A 20,268-nucleotide genomic window follows, 5' to 3' on the forward strand; every position below is an offset into this window, starting at 1 on the left:
GGATGAAAAATAGGATAAAAGAACCCGTCATTTCCTAATGTTGAGGAAATTGACGGGTTCTTTTACACTATTGAGTTGTTGGAATTAGTGAGCTTATAGAAAATCGTGAGATTTTCAGTGGCCTCTCTGCTGAAGGTCTCTTTTTTACTGGCCTAGTTTAAATGTTTCGTAGACGTTCCAGTGGCCGTTTTCCAGCTGATAGCAGAGACTGATCTTGTCAATCGTCTCACTGTAATTCACACTTGTCATCTGCAGCTGGCCATAGACATCCTCAAATTCCTGACCTGTCAGATCCTGTGCAATCGTAAAGTGAGGCACAAATGGATGTGGATCTTCGCCGAAGACTTCAGCTAACTTGCTATGTAAATGTGAGAGCTCATCATTTTTCTCCACTTTGAAATAAATCACATTTTTTAGCGGTGCAAAATTCGATACTTTATTGATCTGAATATCAAAGTGAGAGACTTGATGCGCAACATCTGCTATTTTCTGAGCAACATCATCTATATCATTAGCCTCAAAATGACTTTTCAGTGTCATATGCGGTGCGATGACGGTATAGTGCGAATCATAGCGCTTGCGGTAAGAATTGATTTTCTCCTGCAGTTCTAAAGTAGGGAAGATAGCGATACCTAAGTTCATATTGTTGCCTCCTTATCGTTAATACTGCAATTATAACAAATTACTCTCCTAAAAAATATAAAAGAATGGAAGCGATTTCTGGTTTCCATGTCTTCCACGTATGGCCGCCGTCCAGTTCCCGGTATTCATGTTCGATACCTCTATTATTCAGTTCAGAGTGAAAAGAACGGTTAGGCGTAAGAAAGTCTGCGATCTCTCCTGACATCAGCTTAAATGCATCTTCCTCTTTACCGATCAGCTGAACGTACTTCACAGGGTGCCGTAACGCCTCAAGTTCCTGGTGGATTGCCTCTGTTATCATCGGACTGAATAATGCCGCTTGATTAAACTGTGCGTCATGCAGGGAGATAGATAAGGCGATACTCGCTGCCAGGCTGTCACCCATTAACAGTCGCTGATCAGATACGGCAAAATGTTCAGTTACGAAACTCTCCAGCTCTGTCGTGACAAAATCAATCATTTTCATTTTATGCGGGCTGTCTGGATGATATTCTTTCGAACGAGTCGCCACATCCGGATAATGAATAAAGATGATGATACTCGCAGTCACATCAGTACTTAGCTCCTCGTACTGTCTATGCAGCTGGCCCAGCTGGCTGAAATCCTGACCATCAAATGCCATGATAACGGCATGTTCTTTGAGCGCTGAGTAGTTTTCAGGCAGGTAGATGCCAAGCTTGACCGAGCGGTTGAGAGAAGGGCTATTTATTTCATAAGGCGTAACCAGTCCACGTTTAAACATATGATCATTCATTTCTTTTTCTTGATTTTAGCATAAATGAATTTAAGGTAATAAATTAGGGGTAATAGAGTATAATGAAAATATCAAACAGAAGGAGGACTCTATGTTTAATAAAGTCTGGTTCAGAGTAGCGGTCGGGCTGCTGCTTGCATTTTTAATTATTAAATATTTCCTTGAAATCAATCATATCTTCTATCCGTTGATCGTGATTGTGCAGTCAATTGCACTACCCCTTATTCTAGGTGGTTTCCTCTACTACATTACGGTGCCGTTTCAAAACTATCTTGAGCGAAAACGTAATATGTCCCGCGGGAAAAGTTTACTGATCATTATTCTACTGATGATTATATTAGTCGCTATCTTTGTATTGATGATTGCGCCTATACTGACAAATCAGGTGTCATCATTTATCAATAACTTCCCGACTATCCAAAAAGAGTTTCAGTCTTATATTAGTTATGCGCTTGACCAGCGTGACAAGCTGCCGGATGATGTCAAACAACGTATCAATGATATGATTCAGAAACTGAATAATATGACGGGGACATTATTGACAAACAGCGTTCAGTATTTAACTACATTTGTCTCCACGTTATTCTTACTGATTCTTGTACCATTCTTCCTGATCTATATGCTGAAGGACCATGACCGTTTTATTCCTTTTGCTTCTATGCCTTTTACAGGAAAGCGTAAAGAGTTTGTCGTTAATCTGCTTAAAGATATCGACAAAACACTTCGCAGTTATATTCAGGGTCAGGTGACAGTCAGTATCATTTTAGGTACATTACTGTTAATCGGTTATCTTGTGATCGGGCTTGATTATGCACTTGTTCTTGCTTTATGGGGGATGGTGACGAACCTCATTCCGTTCCTTGGGCCTTATTTAGCGATAATTCCGGCACTCATCATCGCACTGATTCAGGATCCTGTAATGGTGATTTATGTCATCATCATTATGACAGTCGCACAGCAGCTGGAAGGGAATGTCATTACGCCGAACATCATGGGTAAGACACTCAATATACATCCTCTAACGATTATCACTGTAATTTTAGCAGCTGGTAATCTCGGTGGATTTGTTGCTATTTTGGTAGCGGTACCGACTTATGCTGTACTGAAGACGATTGTGACGAATATTTACAGACAGCGTCAGAACATTACGATACAGGCCAATAAAGTAGTAGAAGATGAGAACGAAAAAAAGAACCCTTTATAAGGGTTCTTTTTTTTGTTTCTGATGCTGGTTGATGAAGAAGAAGCTGTAAAATAGGGCAAGTAATGCGAAGATGAGAGCAGATACATAAAGTGTCATATTGACGTTCCTAGCTATTTCAGCGACAAAACCGCCGACAACGGGACCAATCATTGTTCCGACTCCTTGCAGGCTGTTAAAGACGCCCCATGACTCTTCCTTCTGTTCCTCGTGAACATTTTCGGCGACAAATGTATTCCAGCCGGGTAAGAGCATGCCGTAGAAAAGACCGATAATCAGCCCGATAATGAGTGCCAGCATAAAGAGATGAAGCTGGCTGAGAACGAAAATACTGATACCAAAGACCAGAAATCCCGAGATAATAATGATATGGCTGACAAAACGAGGCAGACGATCCATGATTTTAGAAATGAAAAGCATAGCTATCGTACAGCCTACGCCACCCGCGATTAACAGATAAGTATATTCAAGCGTCGTCACATGCAGATGTTTGACTGCATAGGATGGTAATATAGGTACCAGCATCCCGATAGCGATACCTTGAAAGACAATACCGGGAAACAAGACTAAATGTCGTGTCATGACATGTTTGATTAATTTAAGCTGAGCGCTCATGGATTTCTTTTCGATATAAGAGACTTCAGTCTTAACGAAGAAATAAAGAACCCATGAAATAAAGGCAACAAGTGCCATTAAAAATGTATAGCGCGTCGGATGGACTTTAAAAATCAGGTTCATGCTGATCATACCCGAAAGCATACCGACGAGCCAGGCGAAGTAAACGTAACCCATCTGCTTGGCGCGCGCATCTTCATTAACTGAGCTCAGCATAACAACCCATATCGGACAGACCGCCACACCGAGCAGAATAGCGGCTAAGAAATAGACAACGATATGATGGCTGAAGACAATCAGACTGAGAGAAGCGACGGCGAGCAGAAAGCATAGGTTTAAGACTTTCTTCGTACCGAAGCGTCGCAGCAGAAACCCTGTCGAGAAATTCATCAGCGCATCGCTGATGAAATGAAGTGAGATACAGACAGAGGTCACACCAACTGAAATTCCGAGCGCCGTAGTTGGCAGGATAGGCAGATAACTCAAGATGAACATCCCTCTGGCAAATTCCATCAGAAATAGAATGACCAGCATCTTTGAGAAATCTGAACCGTGCATCTTACCTTGCAAAGATTCTCGCATAGAGCGAAGCTTTAGACTGCAACTGCTGTGTGAGAAGGGATGTATTCAGCATTTCCACAAGGTCCTGACAGATGACTTCAGAAGAATGTGCACGATAACCTGCTTGCATGGCATTTTTCATCTGTGCAAGTTCGCGTGAATCAGTTAATAAGGAGGTGAGGACGTGCAATGTCTCATCGACCGTATGCGTTATTCGTGCGTAGCCCATACGACTGAAATAAACAGCATTCTCACCTTCCTGACCAGGTGCCGGATTGAAGAAGACAAGTGGAATAGCCTGACTTAAACTCTCAGAGATAGTGATACCGCCTGGTTTCGTCAGCATCAGGTCACAGGCATTCATCCACTCATCCATATCGTTCGTATACCCAAGTATCTTCATATTCGGCTCTGCGTCGAATACACTGAGTTCACGCTGTAATTTCTTGCTGCTGCCACAGACAACAACAAACTGGATATCATGTTTATTGAGATCACTCAGCATTGCACTGAAGCCTTCTACAACACCGAATGCACCAGCCACCATCAGCAGTGTCTTTTTATTCGGGTCAAGACCCTGAGACTTCAGCCAGGCTGCGCGGTCACGTCTGACTTCGAATTTAGGATGGATCGGGATACCTGTCACTTGAATATCTTCAGCATCAATGCCGATAGAGGTCAGCTGTTCTTTCGTATGTTCGGCAGCGACATAATACTTTTGCGATCCTGGTGTAATCCAGTTTTTATGCATATTGTAATCAGTGATGACAGTCGCAATCGGAATCTTCAGTTTTAACTGCTGAGTGAGCAGTGAGACAACAGGCGTCGGAAAAGTCAGTAGAATCAAATCAGGTTTTTCATTCGACAGAATATTAATAAGACGGTTCAGGCCGTAATATTTATAGAAACATTTATTAATTTCATCTGGATTAGAGTAGTAGAACGCTTTGTAAGTTGAGCGGAAGTATTTGTAGCTGTTGATATACCATTTCTTTAATGCGGACGTCACAACAGGATGCGCTTCAAGAAACAGGTCGTGCTGAATAAGTGTCAGGTTACTGAGGTTCATCTGATTGAACTGATTAACGATGCTGTTCGTAACCGACAAATGTCCATTACCGAAAGAACCAGTGATAATAAGGATTTTTTTATTCTTTATCAACATTAACACGCTCCAGGAGTATAATTGTACTTAGCTAGTTTATCTCATTATAGAGACTTTGGGCAAAAAATTCGAGTACATTACAAAAAAATTACAAATACTGGACAAAAATTAATAATCAGAGCCTGAAGGGAATTCTATATTTTTCAGACTCCCACTCTAAAAAAGTGTATAATAAAGAATTGAATTAAAGGAGGTATTCCTATGAAAACTGAAGCACTGCTTGACCTGATAAAAGTAAAAAAAATAAAAGGTGAACTGCCTGAAGAAATCACCGATATTACGACAGATTCACGTACTGCCGGTCCGAACAGTCTATTCGTTGCATCAAAAGGTTATACGGTCGACAGCCACCGTTTTATCCCGAACGTCATCGAACAAGGATGCCGGCTGGTCGTGACAGAGCATGAAGTCGATGCCCCTGTTGCCCAGATTATTGTTTCTGATACACTGCGCGTGGCAAGTTTATTCGCACAGGCGATCTTTGATTATCCGGCAACGAAGCTGAAGACGTTTGGTGTGACCGGTACAAACGGCAAAACAAGCGTTGCGACTATGATTCATCATCTCCATCGTGCGCTTAACCTGCATAGTGCTTATCTGGGTACGAACGGATTACAGATAGATGAGTCAGTGACTAAGGGGGCCAACTCAACACCTGAGACCGTCACACTGACGAAAAGTATCGTCAAGGCACTGGAACAAGAAGCTGAAGCCATGAGCTTTGAAGTATCGAGTCATGGGCTCGTACTCGGACGTCTGAACGGTGTGGACTTTGACGTTGCTATATTTACAAACTTAACACAGGATCACCTGGACTTTCACGGAACAATGAAGGATTATGGTTATGCAAAATCACTCCTCTTCAGTCAGCTCGGTAACCATCAATCTTATGCCGTACTGAATAGTGATGATGCATTTTCAGAGACGCTTCGCACGGTCACGAGCCGCGAAATCATCAGTTATGGTATTGACCATCCAGCTGATTTCAGAGCATCGGATATCAATGAAACGATTTACGGCACAACGTTCACCCTTGAATCACCGGAAGGCGATTTCAAAGTAGAGAGTCCCTATCTCGGCAGATTCAATATTTACAATATTATGGCTGCTATTGCTGCGCTTTTTGCTGCTGGTCACGACATTCAGACAGTCGTTCAGGCAGTATCTAAAATGCCGCCTGTTGAAGGACGACTGGAAGTGCTGGATCGCAGTCTGCCGATTGATCTGATTATCGATTATGCCCATACACCGGACGGTATGAATAAACTCATTGACGCTGTTCAGCCATTCGTAAAAGGTAAGCTCATTTTCCTGGTCGGCATGGCAGGGGAACGTGATTTAACGAAGACCGCTGAAATGGGGGCAATTGCCTGTCGCGCGGATTATGTCATCTTCACACCGGATAACCCGGCGAATGACGACCCGAAGAAACTGACAGATGCACTGGAAGAAGGGGCAACGCATCAGAACTTCAGATCATTCACTGACCGCAAAGAAGGTATCCTGCATGCGATAGACATGGCTGAAGAAGGCGATATGGTGGTCCTTGCTTCAAAAGGACGCGAACCTTATCAGATCATGCCGGGTTACGTTAAAGTACCGCATCGTGATGATCTAATCGGTTTAGATGCTGCTTACAAGAAATTTGGAGGTTCTCATGAAAATCAGACAAAGTAACAGTGATAACCTGACCTGTAAAGTCTATATCCATGAAAATAAGAAAGAAGAGAACTTTATCGTCAGTATTCCTGACATTTTCTTTTCGATTCAATATGACTATGACTTGTACGGTGAATCACTGATTGAACATTTATATTTACACTTATTCAATATTTTAGATGAAAAAGAAGCAGGCGAACTGGCGATGCGTATCGCACAGTGGACAAGCGAAGTTTAAGGAGAACATTATGACATTAAAACAGGAAGTAGAAATTAGAAAGACCTTTGCCATCATCTCTCACCCCGATGCCGGTAAAACAACACTGACAGAAAAACTCTTGCTTTTCGGCGGCGCCATCCGTGAAGCGGGGACAGTCAAAGGGAAGAAGACAGGGAAGTTCGCAACAAGTGACTGGATGGACGTAGAAAAAGAACGTGGTATCTCGGTAACGAGTTCTGTGATGCAGTTTGACTACGACAATTATAAAATCAATATCCTGGATACACCCGGTCACGAAGACTTCTCAGAAGATACATATCGTACACTGATGGCTGTCGATAGCGCTGTCATGGTCATCGATGCGGCAAAAGGGATAGAGCCACAGACACTGAAACTGTTTAAAGTCTGTAAAATGCGCGGTATTCCTATATTCACATTTATCAACAAACTGGACCGTGTCGGTAAAGAACCATACGAACTCCTCGAAGAAATTGAAAAGACGCTTGAAATCGAGACTTATCCGATGAACTGGCCGATCGGTATGGGGCAGTCATTCTTCGGAATCATTGACCGCGAGCATAAGACGATTGAACCGTTCCGTGACGAAGAAAATGTGCTCCATCTGAACGAGGATTTTGAACTTGTTGAAGATCATCCGATTAAAGACGACGTTGCATTTGAGACGGCAGTTGAAGAACTGATGTTGGTAGACGGTGCCGGGGAAGATTTCGATGAAGAGAAACTTCGTGCGGGCGACTTAACACCTGTCTTCTTCGGTTCAGCACTCGCGAACTTCGGTGTTCAGAACTTCCTGAATGCCTACGTTGATTTCGCACCGATGCCGTCAGGACGTACCACAGCAGAAGGAGACATTGTCAGTCCGTTTGAAGAGCAGTTCTCTGGTTTTATCTTCAAGATTCAGGCCAATATGAATCCTGCTCACCGCGACAGAATCGCCTTTATGCGTATCGTGTCAGGTGCGTTTGAACGCGGCATGGATGTCACGCTCACACGTACAGGCAAGAAGATGAAAATCTCCCGTTCAACGACTTTTATGGCAGATGATACACAGACCGTCAACCATGCTGTCAGCGGAGACATCATCGGGCTTTATGATTCCGGTAACTATCAGATCGGTGATACATTAGTCGGTGCCAACCAGAAGTTCCATTTTGAGAAACTGCCGCAGTTCACACCTGAAATCTTTATGAAGGTCAGCGCGAAAAACGTCATGAAGCAGAAGCATTTCCATAAAGGGATAGAACAGCTTGTGCAGGAAGGGGCAATTCAGCTCTATAAGACGCTATATACGAACCAGATTATTTTAGGTGCGGTCGGACAACTGCAGTTTGAAGTATTCGAACACCGCATGAAAAATGAATATAATGTCGACGTTATTATGGAGCCAGTGGGTCGTAAGATTGCGCGCTGGATTGAGAACGAAGAAGCGATTACAGATGCGATGAACTCAAGTCGTTCGATTCTTGTGGATGACCGCTATGAAAATAAAGTCTTCCTGTTTGAGAATGAATTTGCAACACGCTGGTTCCAGGATAAGTTCCCTGAAATTAAGCTCTATAGTCTGCTGTAGTTAAAGGGGGAGCAAGATGGGGAAAATTAAAATACTGAAAAAGGAATACTTCAGACCGAAGCGTCGTTTCAGACATCATAAAGAAACACTTAATCAAGAAGACGTTGCTGAAGAAACGCACGAAGAATCAGTTCCAGATGATAATTCTGAGTTGGTTGACAAAGTGACGATTACAACGGATTCAGTTCAACATGAGGAAAATAGCGATCAGGAATCTTCTGATGAAGCTGCAGCTTCTTATCAAGAAAAGACACCTATAGAAGAACCTGTAGTCGTGCAGGAGCCTATTGTCGAAGAAACAGCGGTCAGTCAGGTTCCTGTTATCGAGCATCAGGAAGACCAGGTAACGCCTGAACCGAAATCTCAGCCTGTTAGACAAAGGGAATCTCCTCACTTCAGCTGGTTATACTTGATTCCTGCTGTTCTCTTCGGTATAGCACTCGTGATGCTCTGGAATCTCTTTACCGATACACCTGAGCATGAGAAACCGAAACCGGTTCAGGAAACGCTGACGAAGACGGAAAAAGCGATTAAACTGACAAGAGATCATGTGGTCAGTGTCGTCAATCTGCAGAAAGCCAATAATCTGTTAAACGAAAGTGAAGTACCTGAAGAAGTAGGGATTGGCAGCGGCGTCATTTATAAGGTCATTGCTAAAGAGGCCTTTATCGTGACAAACTATCATGTCATCAAAGATGCACAGAGCGTTCAGGTCACGCTTAGTAACAACAAAAAAGTAAAAGCTAGTATCATCGGCAGTGATGAATGGACGGATTTAGCAGTGATTAAGGTGCCTAAAGGACAGCTGACCGGTCAGATGAAGTTTGCTGACAGTGATAAGATTATCGTCGGACAGACAGCTATTGCAATCGGCAGTCCACTTAGTCAGACTTTTGCCGGCAGTGTCTCACAAGGCATTATCTCCGGGCTGAACCGAGCGGTGCCGGTTGATTTAGACGGCGATGGGCTCTATGACTGGGAATCGAACGTCATTCAGACAGATGCAGCAGTCAATCCAGGTAATTCTGGTGGTGCACTCGTTAACGACCAGGGAGAACTTGTCGGCATCAATGCGATGAAGATCTCTCTGGATAATGTCGAAGGCATCAGCTTTGCTATACCGAGTAATGATGTCAAGAAAATAACGGCTATATTAGAAACAAAACATAAGATAGTCAGACCTGAACTCGGTATCCAGGCGCAGGATATCAATAATCTGCAGCTGGATGCAGTGCGGCAGCAGCTGAACATTCCTGCTGATATGACGCAAGGTGTCATTGTGATGGGGGTAGAAGGCGGTTCGGCAGCCGAAGCAGCCGGTCTTCAGACTCAGGATATTATTACATCGATGGACGGCAAAAAACTTGAAAGTCTGGTGCAGTTCAGAAAAATTCTGTATTACGATCATCAGAAGGGTGATACATTGACGATGACCGTAACGCGACAGGGTAAAACAAAGCAGCTGAAAGCAATTTTAAAGTAAAGGTGTGAATCCAGTGAAGAAAAGAATATGGCGGCTGACACCCCAGCAGTGGATTGTAGTTTATTACATCATCGCTATGCTGGTCTCCTTCCTGCTGCTACGTCTGCCATATGTCCATAAACCAGGCGTTCATGTCTCTTATGTTGATTCGATGTTTCTGGCTGTTTCAGGTATCAGTGTCACTGGACTTGCCCCTATGTCAATCGTCGATACTTACTCTCTTTTCGGTCAGGTTATTATTCTGATTGTCCTGAATATTGGCGGCCTCGGCGTCATGGCGATGGGTACGCTCGTCTGGGTTATCCTCGGGAAACGAATCGGTATGCAGGAACGTCGTCTGATTATGGTAGATAATAATCAGGAACAGATGACAGGTGTGGTACAGCTTCTGAAAGAAATTGTGAAGGTTCTGCTGACGATTGAAGCGGTAGGTGCACTGCTTTTAGCCTTCTATTTTTATAAAGATATGCATTCTGTTAAAGAAGCCCTGTACCAGGGATTATTTGCGAGCGTAGCTGCGACAACAAATGGGGGTCTTGACATCACCGGGGCGTCTCTCAACCCTTACGCAGATGACTACTTTGTTCAGTCCATTGTGATGATTCTGATTGTTCTCGGCGCAATCGGTTTTCCAGTCATCATTGAAATCAAGACTTATATCATGAACAAAGTGCCTAACTTCAGATTCAGTTTATTTGCGAAACTGACGCTAACAACGTATGCACTCTTGCTGATAGTCGGAACGATTGTCATCTATTTACTTGAAATGGGCAATGCATTCAAAGGATTGACATGGCATAAGAGTCTCTTCTATGCCATGTTCCAGTCTTCGACAACACGTAGTGCAGGTCTGACGACAATCGATCTGACGACTCTGACAGAAGCGACGCAATTCTTTATGGGCGGACTGATGTTCATCGGTTCTTCTCCGAGTTCTGTCGGCGGCGGGATCAGGACGACCACTTTTGCTATATTAGTCTTATTTATTATCAACTTCAGTAATGGTCGGACAACGATTCAAGTCTTTAACAAGGAAATTCATCCAATCGATATGCAGCGGGCATTTGCAGTCATGATACTCGCTATAATCATCTGTTTCACTGCGTTAGCCGTCATATTAGGCTTTGAAAATGGTAAACATCAGTTCCTTGAAATTTTCTTTGAAGTGATGAGCGCCTTTGGGACGTGCGGACTGTCTCTCGGAATTACTTCTGAGCTGGCCGTACCATCGAAAATCGTCATCATGATTGTCATGTTCATCGGCCGTGTTGGACTGATTACATTCGTCATCATGCTCGGCGGTAAAGCAGAGCCAGTGAAGTATCATTATCCGAAAGAACGCATCATGATTGGATAATCGGCAGACGGATAATGAAAGTAGTCCCTACATCGACCGTACTCTGTGCGTCTATCGTTCCACCAGCCAGTTCAATCATATTACGGGTAACAGGTAAACCAAGTCCTGTGCCCGTTATTTTTGTGGTATAAAACGGTTCATATAGACGTTTGATCGCACTTTCTGACATACCGATACCATTGTCAGTAATCGTGATGATAATCATATCCTGCAGCTGAACTTTAATTTCAATGACACCGCTGCGACCGTCTGGTATCGCTTCTTTAGCATTCTGCAGCAGATTGATCAGCACCTGCTTGAGCTGATCTGCTGCCATCATTGTATAGAGTTCAGGTTCCTGATAGCTTGAAATCAGGCGCATCTGGTGGACATCAAAGTCATATTTCATGAAGTTTAATGTATCCTTGACTACTTTGACGACTTCAGTCGGCTGGTCATTTTCTTCAGTCGGACGGCCGAGCAGTAAAAATTGACCGACGATATCTGTAATACGGTCGATTTCTGTCTTAATGATAGCAAAATGAGGGTTTTCTCCCTGACGGTCATATTTCAGTTCCAATAGCTCTACAAATCCTCTGACAGATGTCAGGGGATTTTTAATTTCATGCGCAGTATTGGCAGCAAGCATTCCAATCAGTTCTTTTTTCTGTGCATTGATCTCTTCAATGAGACGGAGCTTTTCTTTCTGCCGTTCGTAAACATTATTAAATAGCTGGATGGTCGCGACGACAAGTGTCAGCAACAGGAAAAGAATCGCAGTGGTTCTTAATGCATCGAGTGCGAGATTACGGTTGGAGATAATTTTAAGACGCCAGTCTACATTCTGCAGCGTTTTACTGTTGGAAATACCATTTTCATTCAGCATCTTGGATTTAAAGATTATATTATTATTGAGATCGGTCAGTTCAACAGATTTAGCGCGCTGAACAGCATCGATAGACGTCATCAGTGTATTGATATTCATTTCCGCCACTATCACAACAGGTTCGCCTTTATAGGTCATAAACTTGGAGATATAGATGTCATCAACCCCGTTGAATTCCTCAGTGCTGAAGTTGATGGAAATCTGATGCGGGTCTTTATGCTGCTCGTAGAAAGCATATGAATGTTCAAGCTGTCCGATTAGATTTTGATTGGATGAGATCATGACTCGTCCGTCCTTATCGACTATACTGATGCTTTTATAGCTGCCATCTTTGCTTCTGGAGCTGCTGATGGCAGTTTGAAGCGCCTCTGTTTTAGGTGCAACTTCCATAACAGTGGCAATGGTCTGAACCGTGCTGATCGCATCATCTATGAAAGTAGCGATTTGTTGCTCATGAATACTTAAACTGCGGTCTATCGAGCTTTGTTCGATATCTTTTTCATGCTGAAAAATAAAAAAGTAACTGAATATACTGAGTGTTAAGGTGATGAGCAGATTGACAAAAATATAGCGCTTTAAATGTTTCATAGAGACTCCTGACATGAATTTGATATAATAAAAAAGGGTGATTGCATGCATAATTTCGATATACATATTATAACAACAAATAACATACGTGGCATGCTCTTCTCGGATATGAATCTGCTTAAAGCTGCAAACTATATACAGAAAGTCAGGCGTAATACTTCGCATCTGCTCGTGCTTAACAATGCCGGTACGTTATGTGGTTCCAGCGACAGCGCGTTTATAGCGTCGCAAAAGCACAGAAGAAATCCTGTGATCGATGTCATGAATCATATCGGCTACGATGCAAGCGGCATCAGTTATGAGGATTTTGAAGAAGGACCGCGCTTTTTCAACCAGGCAGAGGCAATGGCACAGTTCCCTTTTCTATGTGCGAATATACTGCATGTCAGAACGAAAGAAGCTTTCTTTAATACGCCTTATATCATCAAACAGTTCGGCGAGATGAAAGTGGGTATTCTTGGATTGACTGCTACTAAACAGTTCCGGGAGCACTATAGTGATGCTTTTCATATGGAGAAGACGGTAGATGCTGCGAGGCGCTGGATTCGGCACATGCGGGAAAGAGAAAATCCTGATTTTGTGATCGTGATGTATTATGGCGATATCGCTTCTATCTCTGCACAGGAAAAGATGCTCCGTTCAACAGAAGGTGTGGATTTGATGCTGTCTAATTCAGGATTAAATGAAGTGATTGACGGCACATGGCATGTGAATACACCAGAGAATATCTCTGAGCTGAGTCATATTCAAGTACAGTTCAGACAGCGGACAACGACTTATGAGCTGATTGACTATCATACTGAGACCATTAATCTAAAGGGGTTCAGAGAAGACCACTGGCTGCAGGATGAACTTTATTATGTTCAGCAGGAATTTAAAAAGAACAGCACCCATTAGGGTGCTGTTCTTATGCGTAGAGCAGTATTAAAATGATGACTGCGCCTATAACGGTTGTAATCGGTGTAATCAGGCGCTTTGAATACTGGAAGGCGGCTGCAGTGATCAGCTGGATGCCGACGAGTGTCACCAGCTGTTCAGGACTGAGCACCCATATAAATAAACTGACAGATGTAAGACTGGTTAAAATCACGGCCAGCACAGGATGTGTGATAGTCTCCTGCAGCATCGTCCGAAAGTAAAGTTCATGAAGTGCGACAGTCACTGCGAGTGAAATCATCAGCTGCCAGCGGTAATGGACACCCATTGAGATAAGTGTTTCCATAATCGCCTGATAACGAATATCCGGCAGAAACTGCACCAGTATGGAATACAGCACGACGATAGCAATCACTCCGATGATGCTTGCAAGCAGTGACTGACCAATCCTTCTGGAAGTCAGATGTCGCTTATAGACAAGGTAACTGAATGTGGTCAGTAAAAAGATGCCTGTCATCATATGCCAGAAGACTTGATCTTCATTTCTCATCAGGAACAGCAGGATATGAAATAACACAAACGATATCAGAAATAGAGAAGGTTTAGTCGTCCACTCAGTCATTGATAATCTTATAGCGTTTATGATTAATGACAGTTTTTTCAGGCTGTTCAAGTTCTTCGAAGTTATCCATAATTGTCAGATCGACAATCACAGAGTTTTCGTTCACTTTCTCAACTCTGCCGCGTAGTCCTTCGTGGAATTCTACAACGTTTCCAACTTTAGCGATATCCATATTCATGACCTCCTCTAAACATACTATGCGTCATTATACTAAATTACGACTGGTTTTGAAATGGCAAATCATTATTTTCTTGTAATTTGATTCGTGCCTTCTTGCGAATATACTTTACCTGGGAGATTGTGAGCGTCATTTTGTCTGCAATTTCGGCTAATCTAAAGCCTTGATGCGTGTAGTTCAGCCACTCCAGTTCATCTTTCGTTAAATTGTCGATACATAATAAATCAGGTTCCAGGATTTCTACTTCTGGCAAGGTCTCATCAGTCATTAATAAAAACCTCTCCTGATAAGTCATCTGTTTCCTGATTTCATCTATCAGACAGAATTTCAGCTGCAGATAGACATACTGTGATTCATTAGGTGTCTTTAGACAATCATAGTTCTCGGCGATACGCCACAGTCTGATTAGAGCGAGCTGATAGTAATCTTCGCGGTCGTAAGTGATGTGATATTGATGGAGCAGGTGATGAATCATGCGGTCATACTTTACAAACCATTCTTCAAACATCTATATGTCCTGACGCGATCGATCGACAAATTATTTCCGGATGACTTTATCTTAAAGGGACTTGATTCGTAATAAAAATCGAGAAATAAGACAAATTTGTAGATTATATTAATTTAAATGCTTATTTTGTTATTTTTTAGTATTTTAAACCTCTTTTTGTCAACAAAACCTTATAATGTTCGAGAAAGACAAATTAAAAGGAGGTTCTGTTATGCAACACTATTTGAGTCAACAGGTTGTCTATATCCGCCGTACTAATCAAACACGAGGTCAGACTGAAATTGCGTATTATAATGGTGAAATCGAATGGGTGGATGTTTCACCGGATTTTCTGCTCAACCAGACGCTTAAGATGGTGAACAGCAGTCTGACTGCCAGCCGGAAATCTGTAAAAGAAAGTTTGAAATTTGCACAGTATACGCCTGTCATTATTGATGCCTCTCAGAACCTTGTTTTCTTTCCGCTGCATCCGAAAGATAGCTACGAAATGTGCTATATCAACAACCAGCATTACTTACAGGCAGTTGACCATGCAGAAACAATGATCTATTTTACAAATGGCAGGTCACTGACTGTCAAAGAGAAGTCTGCTCATGTCGTTAAATATTATAATCGAGCGCTACAGGCAGCAGATTTCTACAGTAAAATGAAAAAGAGATTTCTTTAGTAAGTCATACTTAAATAGATAGTGGACTATTAATTGTAAAATTAGCTCTAAATATATTGCACATGTTTTATACATCGATTATAATTTGTGTAACTGTTATATATTAAGGAGAAACTCTATGGAAGACCATCGCTTAAAAAGGTTTGGACAACTGATTTATTTCGTTAACACAAAAATCGATGAAATTACTGGAATTGAACTCGCTGATTACAACGTATCTCGTGAACAGATTTATATGCTGGAACTGATTCAGAATGAAGACAATATGACGCAAAAGAAACTGATTTTCAAGATGAGTAAAGAGCAGACGGCTGTTTCCCGTTCTATCAAAAAACTGGCAGAGTTCGGCTATATCACGAAGGTACAAAGTATGTATGATTTACGTTCTACAGTTCTTAAGCTGACACCTCAAGGCCAGGAGATTGTAGAGATGGCTGATGGTATTAAAGCAAAAGTCGTCCGCAGCTTTATGAAAGAACTGAACAAGACAGAATCTGAAGAGCTGATCAATATTTTAGAGAAAATCTATCATTCGTTCAGCATCAGAGATCCATTTAAATTTTAACGCGACACGACATGAGTCGTGTTTTTTTATACAAAAAAACAGGCTCATATGAGCCTGTTTCTTATTTATACTGATCGATTAAATATTTCAGTCCTGTCAGTTCGATACGACGATAGAAGTCAGCGATGCGCATCGCATTCTTAGACGCCCATTTAATATCCGTTGCATACTGGTGAGTTGCAGGGTTAGCCGGGTTCCAGCGCATCTCATAAAGCGTGAACTGTTTGTTGCCGAAATAGTTCTGAGCGACGTACTGAGCACCGCCGATAATGGCTTTAGCAGGTGTGTTCCAGCCTTGCTGATAAGCATACTGTATACCGCTGTTTAATGCATTGTTGTCGACTGCGCGTGTACCGTACATGTTGTAATATTTTGTGCCGTAAGTTGTAGCCTGTCCTGTAGAAGTGTTATAGCCCATACCATTACTTAACTGGCTCGTACCATTGCCAGTCTCCCAGAGCGCATGACTGATCAAGTAGATTTCATTGATGTTATACAGTTTAGATGCTTCAGCAAAAGCTGCACCTTGATTAGCAAGAATGCCTTTGTTAACTAACAGTTTATTGAGCGTTGTAGCAGCAATACCCTGTGACTTGTTTAAGTTAAGGAACTGATATTGCTGCACACCGCCATTTTTAATTGTATCGGTCGTCATTGCTGCTAAGACTTCAGCTTTTGTAGCGTTTCTCACTGCAGTTCTGCCGTATGAATCAGCATATACAACTTTTGGTGCTGAAGAACCACTTAGACTCATTTGTCTAGTCAATGCAGTTTGTAATGAAACTGGGCTTGTTACTGTCGTCACACTATGAGATGACAAGTACTTTCCTAGAATCCAGCCGATTGTATTAGTAGTAGATAGAGTTCCTTTATACCAAACTTTATCCCCAACTTTTTCTGCTTTCACTACATAGAATGGACTATTATAGTATTTTGTTAACGGTAAAATTCGTTGGCTCTTACCACCGTATGGAATTGAATAAATATGGGCTTCAGGCTTATTGACATAAAGCGTTGTTTTATTCCAGTTTACTGTTTGATGATTACGAAGATAGAGGTCTGTACTCTTTGCCCAGCCTATAACTTTATTATTGACGTCACTTAACTGATAGTACTGATCAGTTCCTTTAGTAGCAAGTACTTTAAGATAATACTGTTTATCAATATCTTTAACGGCAAGAGGCGATTTTAAGTTGTTGTCAGAATAAATAACTGTTCCTTCTCTAGTTGTTCTACCCATCATATCAACAGGTTTCATAGACGAAAATACATTTGACTGCTTTGTGAGATACTTACCTAGAACCCATCCTGTAGTATTAGAGGTAGTCAAGGTACCTTTGTACCAAATAGCAGTGCCTACTTTTTCTGCTTTTGTAACATTGAAAAGAGACTGATTATCATTTGTTAGTGCCTTGATACGCTGACTTACACCACCATAAGGAATTGAGTAAACATGAGCAGTAGGCATATTGACAGCAAAAGGTGCTGGATTAGTTGAGATATTTTGATGTGTTCTTAAATATAATTGGTTTTCATCAGTCCAACCCACAAATTTATTAGCTGAATCAACAAGTTGATAATATTTAGTGGTTCCTTTTAATGCTTGTTTATTGATGTAGTACTGTTTATCAACAATTTTACTTGGCAGTTTTGAGCTGAGATTAGTATTAGTATAGATTGTTGAACCTGTGCGTATTGTTCTCCCCATCATATTAACTGACTTAATATTAGTTAAACCATTAAGAAGTGTTAAATGATTACCATTAATCCATCCTGAATGATTATTAATTGTTCCATAATAGTAAGGAACAGAATTAATATATACATATTTTGATGGCGCAAATTGTGAGTTTATACTATCGGAAAGAGAAGCGACTTTTTGTGCGGCTGTTCCCCATGGTACAGTATAAATCCCTCTTATCATATTATTGATTGTAAATTTAGAGCTGGTAACTTTTTCTGCACCTCGGTTAGCTTGAATAAGTTCACCTGACTCTACCCATCCTCGAGGTGTACCCAATTCATCTGATAGGGCATAATAAGTTTTATTATTATAAATTGCTTTTTTATTCGCGTAAAAAGTGAGTCCAGATTTTTGTGCAGCAGGTACTGCAACTTGATCCGTAACGCTAGCATAAACAGGAGAAGAGGTTGTTTTAATCTTCGCCATTTTTGATGTTGATGACACAACAGGTGGTGTCATTGCAACTGGTTGATCAATGACAACAGGTGGAGGTGTCACAGTAGTAGGAGGTGTGACGACTGGTCCATCGATTAAAGACGAAACTTTTTGATTATATTTCAATGTAACTAGTTCAGCTAATTCGTCCATCGAATAGCCGTTTTCCTGGAACCAGCCGTAAGGATCGGCATGGTCAGTACCTCCGAGGAAATTAGAAACGGCTTTATGTGACCATAATGTTCCTGTACCATCATATTCTGCAGAATCTACAGGTAAGTCATAATAATGAAGATTGGTTGCGATGTAATCTGCATAGTTATTAATAGCTTTAGCGAAGCGTTCTTTGCCATATACGCGAACCAGTTCCACATGGATAAAACGAGCGTTACCAGCGGGGCCTGCGCCCCATGCGAGGTAATCAGTGTTTGCTGTCTCAATAACTTCATTGTCATCTACATAGGCATGTACAAATGCGTTATTCCAGTTGTTCTTCATATATGCGACTTCACCGTAAATAGTAGAAGTAGGGTTAGCTGTTTCGTGAGCAACAACACCTTCTGGTCTAGCTACACCATTACGATAAGGCATTTTTGGCAGATCAGGTGCAAAATCCTGTTTATAAGTTGGCACTGTATAGTTTTGTGACAAGATAAAGCTGTTGATTGCAGAAGTTGAAGCAGCCAGTGTGCGAGTCTGCGTAGTAGGTGACATTGATAACGTTAATGTTTTTGGTGCAGTGCGCTGTAGTGTTACTGCACGTTTTTGGGTCAGAAGACTTGAAGAAGTTTGAGCTGTTAAAGTTTGTGTCGGGGCAGTAGACTTCTCACTTTGAGTTGTCGTAACACTCTGTGCAGTAACAGGCTGAGCTTCAGCAGCTTTTACAGGTTCTGATGTAGCTGTGTTATCAACAGGTGTTTCTGTCTTAGTGACTTGAGTAGTAGTAGAAGTGGTTTTTTCTATCGGTTCTTCAATAGAGGTTGCTTCAGTTTTTACTTCTGTAGATTGCACCTCGGTTTTAGGCTCTTCAGTAGAGACAGTTGTGTCCTGAGCTGGAGCTTCAGTAACAGGAACTTCAGTCTGTACTTCTGTAGATTGCACTTCAGTTTCAGGCTCTTCAGCAGTGGTAGTCGTGTTTTGAACAGGTACTTCAGTAGTAGCTTCTTCGTTCTGTACCTCTTTAGATGCGGCTTCAGTTTTAGGCTCTTTAGTAGAGACAGTTAAGTTTTGAGCTGGAGCTTCAGTAGTAGATACTTCAGTCTTTACTTCTGTAGATGCGGCTTCAGTTTTAGGCTCTTCAGTAGAGGCAGTTGTGTCTTGAGCTGGAGCTTCAATAGAAGATACTTCAGTCTGTACTTCTGTAGATTGCACCTCAGCTTTAGGCTCTTCAGTCGATACAGTCGTATCTTTTACGGGGATTTCAGTAGTTTCAAAGTTATAAGGTGTAGCAGAAGCATCTATAGTCTGTTTAACATCATAAGTTTGAGTCTGCTCACTAGTTGATGCATTTTGATCGGTGTTGTCATTCTTTTCAGTTTCAGTTGAAACTTGGTTTTCTGCTGCCTGTGCAGTTGAATGGGCAGCTAACATCATGAGTAAAAGGGGAGAAGATTTGTAGAAAAATTTAGAATTCATTTATTGTCCTCTCATTTGCAATTAATCTGAATCTTGTTTCAGTATAAATTGATTAAACAATGAAGTATAGTGCGATTTTGACTTTGTAATGTGACTTTAACATTTGAACATATTATTTACATTTCACTTGTGCATCTACCTATCATATATATCGTTTCAAAAACGATGATAAGTTAAATAAATATCATGATAAAAAAACACCTATCCGAGCGGACTGACCCCAATTAATGGGACAGAATAAAAAACACTCTTGTTGAATTCATATAAAATGAATTTGATAGGAGTGTTTTATTATGCAGAGAATTGCTTATTCAAGTGAAGTTAAATGGAAATGTGT

Annotated in this window: 18 protein-coding genes; 9 read left to right on the forward strand and 9 right to left on the reverse strand. The window is 41.6% G+C overall.

The window, feature by feature from the left end; translation table 11 throughout:
• Positions 1 to 144: 144 nt before the first annotated feature.
• Positions 145 to 642, reverse strand: coding sequence for a 2'-5' RNA ligase family protein (locus ERX27_RS10600; protein ID WP_133432780.1), 498 nt, complete (start codon positions 640 to 642; stop codon positions 145 to 147).
• Between the two features lie 40 nt (positions 643 to 682).
• Positions 683 to 1,396 carry an alpha/beta hydrolase gene (locus ERX27_RS10605; RefSeq protein ID WP_133432781.1) on the reverse strand — a complete coding sequence of 238 codons (714 nt, stop codon included), beginning with the start codon at positions 1,394 to 1,396 and terminating at the stop codon, positions 683 to 685.
• 91 nt (positions 1,397 to 1,487) lie between these two features.
• On the opposite strand from ERX27_RS10605, the gene ERX27_RS10610 reads away from it, so the two are divergent.
• Positions 1,488 to 2,600, forward strand: coding sequence for an AI-2E family transporter (locus tag ERX27_RS10610; protein ID WP_133432782.1), 1,113 nt, complete (start codon positions 1,488 to 1,490; stop codon positions 2,598 to 2,600).
• On the opposite strand, the gene ltaA is transcribed toward ERX27_RS10610, so the two are convergent.
• Positions 2,595 to 3,794 (reverse strand): lipoteichoic acid biosynthesis MFS flippase LtaA, encoded by a 1,200-nt coding sequence (gene ltaA, locus ERX27_RS10615; protein WP_133432783.1) that lies wholly within the window; start codon positions 3,792 to 3,794, stop codon positions 2,595 to 2,597. The genes ERX27_RS10610 and ltaA overlap by 6 nt on opposite strands.
• On the reverse strand, positions 3,772 to 4,938 hold the full coding sequence (locus ERX27_RS10620) for a diglucosyl diacylglycerol synthase (protein ID WP_133432784.1): 1,167 nt from the start codon (positions 4,936 to 4,938) through the stop codon (positions 3,772 to 3,774). The genes ltaA and ERX27_RS10620 overlap by 23 nt, the downstream gene beginning before the upstream one ends.
• Positions 4,939 to 5,139: 201 nt before the next feature.
• Between ERX27_RS10620 and ERX27_RS10625 the strand changes: the two genes are divergently transcribed.
• From ERX27_RS10625 to ERX27_RS10645, 5 genes are read left to right on the forward strand one after another with little or no spacing between them, the layout of a single operon-like run.
• Positions 5,140 to 6,615 (forward strand): UDP-N-acetylmuramoyl-L-alanyl-D-glutamate--L-lysine ligase, encoded by a 1,476-nt coding sequence (locus ERX27_RS10625; RefSeq protein WP_133432785.1) that lies wholly within the window; start codon positions 5,140 to 5,142, stop codon positions 6,613 to 6,615.
• On the forward strand, positions 6,596 to 6,835 hold the full coding sequence (locus ERX27_RS10630; protein WP_133432786.1) for a YueH family protein: 240 nt from the start codon (positions 6,596 to 6,598) through the stop codon (positions 6,833 to 6,835). The genes ERX27_RS10625 and ERX27_RS10630 overlap by 20 nt, the downstream gene beginning before the upstream one ends.
• 10 nt (positions 6,836 to 6,845) lie before the next feature.
• Positions 6,846 to 8,408, forward strand: a complete 1,563-nt coding sequence (locus ERX27_RS10635) for a peptide chain release factor 3 (protein ID WP_133432787.1) — start codon at positions 6,846 to 6,848, stop codon at positions 8,406 to 8,408.
• A gap of 16 nt (positions 8,409 to 8,424) precedes the next feature.
• Positions 8,425 to 9,891 carry a S1C family serine protease gene (locus ERX27_RS10640; RefSeq protein ID WP_133432788.1) on the forward strand — a complete coding sequence of 489 codons (1,467 nt, stop codon included), beginning with the start codon at positions 8,425 to 8,427 and terminating at the stop codon, positions 9,889 to 9,891.
• A gap of 4 nt (positions 9,892 to 9,895) precedes the next feature.
• Complete coding sequence (locus ERX27_RS10645; RefSeq protein WP_239035435.1) at positions 9,896 to 11,248, forward strand: TrkH family potassium uptake protein; 1,353 nt, start codon at positions 9,896 to 9,898, stop codon at positions 11,246 to 11,248.
• On the opposite strand, the gene ERX27_RS10650 is transcribed toward ERX27_RS10645, so the two are convergent.
• Positions 11,235 to 12,701, reverse strand: a complete 1,467-nt coding sequence (locus ERX27_RS10650) for an ATP-binding protein (protein WP_165983155.1) — start codon at positions 12,699 to 12,701, stop codon at positions 11,235 to 11,237. The genes ERX27_RS10645 and ERX27_RS10650 overlap by 14 nt on opposite strands.
• A 45-nt stretch (positions 12,702 to 12,746) precedes the next feature.
• Here ERX27_RS10650 and ERX27_RS10655 point away from each other — a divergent pair, with 45 nt between their 5' ends.
• Positions 12,747 to 13,598: a bifunctional metallophosphatase/5'-nucleotidase gene (locus ERX27_RS10655; RefSeq protein ID WP_165983156.1), complete on the forward strand. Its 852-nt coding sequence runs from the start codon at positions 12,747 to 12,749 to the stop codon at positions 13,596 to 13,598.
• Positions 13,599 to 13,608: 10 nt separating this feature from the next.
• Here the strand turns inward: ERX27_RS10655 and ERX27_RS10660 are convergent, their stop codons facing one another.
• The 3 genes from ERX27_RS10660 to ERX27_RS10670 are packed head-to-tail and all read right to left on the reverse strand — an operon-like array spanning position 13,609 to position 14,885.
• Complete coding sequence (locus tag ERX27_RS10660; protein WP_133432791.1) at positions 13,609 to 14,199, reverse strand: hypothetical protein; 591 nt, start codon at positions 14,197 to 14,199, stop codon at positions 13,609 to 13,611.
• Entirely contained in the window at positions 14,192 to 14,371 is a 180-nt protein-coding gene (locus ERX27_RS10665) for a YkvS family protein (protein ID WP_133432792.1), read from the reverse strand. The genes ERX27_RS10660 and ERX27_RS10665 overlap by 8 nt, the downstream gene beginning before the upstream one ends.
• 43 nt (positions 14,372 to 14,414) lie before the next feature.
• The gene (locus ERX27_RS10670) at positions 14,415 to 14,885 is read right to left on the reverse strand and encodes a sigma-70 family RNA polymerase sigma factor (RefSeq protein WP_133432793.1); all 471 of its coding nucleotides are present in this window, start codon (positions 14,883 to 14,885) and stop codon (positions 14,415 to 14,417) included.
• 211 nt (positions 14,886 to 15,096) lie between these two features.
• Here ERX27_RS10670 and ERX27_RS10675 point away from each other — a divergent pair, with 211 nt between their 5' ends.
• The gene (locus tag ERX27_RS10675; protein WP_165983157.1) at positions 15,097 to 15,552 is read left to right on the forward strand and encodes a competence protein ComK; all 456 of its coding nucleotides are present in this window, start codon (positions 15,097 to 15,099) and stop codon (positions 15,550 to 15,552) included.
• A gap of 118 nt (positions 15,553 to 15,670) precedes the next feature.
• Positions 15,671 to 16,117: a MarR family winged helix-turn-helix transcriptional regulator gene (locus ERX27_RS10680; protein ID WP_133432795.1), complete on the forward strand. Its 447-nt coding sequence runs from the start codon at positions 15,671 to 15,673 to the stop codon at positions 16,115 to 16,117.
• Positions 16,118 to 16,178: 61 nt separating this feature from the next.
• Here the strand turns inward: ERX27_RS10680 and ERX27_RS10685 are convergent, their stop codons facing one another.
• The gene (locus ERX27_RS10685) at positions 16,179 to 19,931 is read right to left on the reverse strand and encodes an N-acetylmuramoyl-L-alanine amidase (RefSeq protein ID WP_133432796.1); all 3,753 of its coding nucleotides are present in this window, start codon (positions 19,929 to 19,931) and stop codon (positions 16,179 to 16,181) included.
• Positions 19,932 to 20,268: the final 337 nt, after the last annotated feature.

Source organism: Macrococcus brunensis, assembly GCF_004359615.1.
GTDB classification, from domain to species: Bacteria; Bacillota; Bacilli; order Staphylococcales; family Staphylococcaceae; genus Macrococcus; species Macrococcus brunensis.

What these genes read in the sequence shown, in the direction of transcription:
- ERX27_RS10600 (WP_133432780.1), bottom strand. Translation starts at nt 642, where the DNA reads ATGAACTTAGGTATCGCTATCTTCCCTACTTTAGAACTGCAGGAGAAA.
- ERX27_RS10605 (WP_133432781.1), bottom strand. Translation starts at nt 1,396, where the DNA reads ATGAATGATCATATGTTTAAACGTGGACTGGTTACGCCTTATGAAATA.
- ERX27_RS10610 (WP_133432782.1), top strand. Translation starts at nt 1,488, where the DNA reads ATGTTTAATAAAGTCTGGTTCAGAGTAGCGGTCGGGCTGCTGCTTGCA.
- ltaA (WP_133432783.1), bottom strand. Translation starts at nt 3,794, where the DNA reads ATGCGAGAATCTTTGCAAGGTAAGATGCACGGTTCAGATTTCTCAAAG.
- ERX27_RS10620 (WP_133432784.1), bottom strand. Translation starts at nt 4,938, where the DNA reads ATGTTGATAAAGAATAAAAAAATCCTTATTATCACTGGTTCTTTCGGT.
- ERX27_RS10625 (WP_133432785.1), top strand. Translation starts at nt 5,140, where the DNA reads ATGAAAACTGAAGCACTGCTTGACCTGATAAAAGTAAAAAAAATAAAA.
- ERX27_RS10630 (WP_133432786.1), top strand. Translation starts at nt 6,596, where the DNA reads ATGAAAATCAGACAAAGTAACAGTGATAACCTGACCTGTAAAGTCTAT.
- ERX27_RS10635 (WP_133432787.1), top strand. Translation starts at nt 6,846, where the DNA reads ATGACATTAAAACAGGAAGTAGAAATTAGAAAGACCTTTGCCATCATC.
- ERX27_RS10640 (WP_133432788.1), top strand. Translation starts at nt 8,425, where the DNA reads ATGGGGAAAATTAAAATACTGAAAAAGGAATACTTCAGACCGAAGCGT.
- ERX27_RS10650 (WP_165983155.1), bottom strand. Translation starts at nt 12,701, where the DNA reads ATGAAACATTTAAAGCGCTATATTTTTGTCAATCTGCTCATCACCTTA.
- ERX27_RS10655 (WP_165983156.1), top strand. Translation starts at nt 12,747, where the DNA reads ATGCATAATTTCGATATACATATTATAACAACAAATAACATACGTGGC.
- ERX27_RS10660 (WP_133432791.1), bottom strand. Translation starts at nt 14,199, where the DNA reads ATGACTGAGTGGACGACTAAACCTTCTCTATTTCTGATATCGTTTGTG.
- ERX27_RS10665 (WP_133432792.1), bottom strand. Translation starts at nt 14,371, where the DNA reads ATGGATATCGCTAAAGTTGGAAACGTTGTAGAATTCCACGAAGGACTA.
- ERX27_RS10670 (WP_133432793.1), bottom strand. Translation starts at nt 14,885, where the DNA reads ATGTTTGAAGAATGGTTTGTAAAGTATGACCGCATGATTCATCACCTG.
- ERX27_RS10675 (WP_165983157.1), top strand. Translation starts at nt 15,097, where the DNA reads ATGCAACACTATTTGAGTCAACAGGTTGTCTATATCCGCCGTACTAAT.
- ERX27_RS10680 (WP_133432795.1), top strand. Translation starts at nt 15,671, where the DNA reads ATGGAAGACCATCGCTTAAAAAGGTTTGGACAACTGATTTATTTCGTT.
- ERX27_RS10685 (WP_133432796.1), bottom strand. Translation starts at nt 19,931, where the DNA reads ATGAATTCTAAATTTTTCTACAAATCTTCTCCCCTTTTACTCATGATG.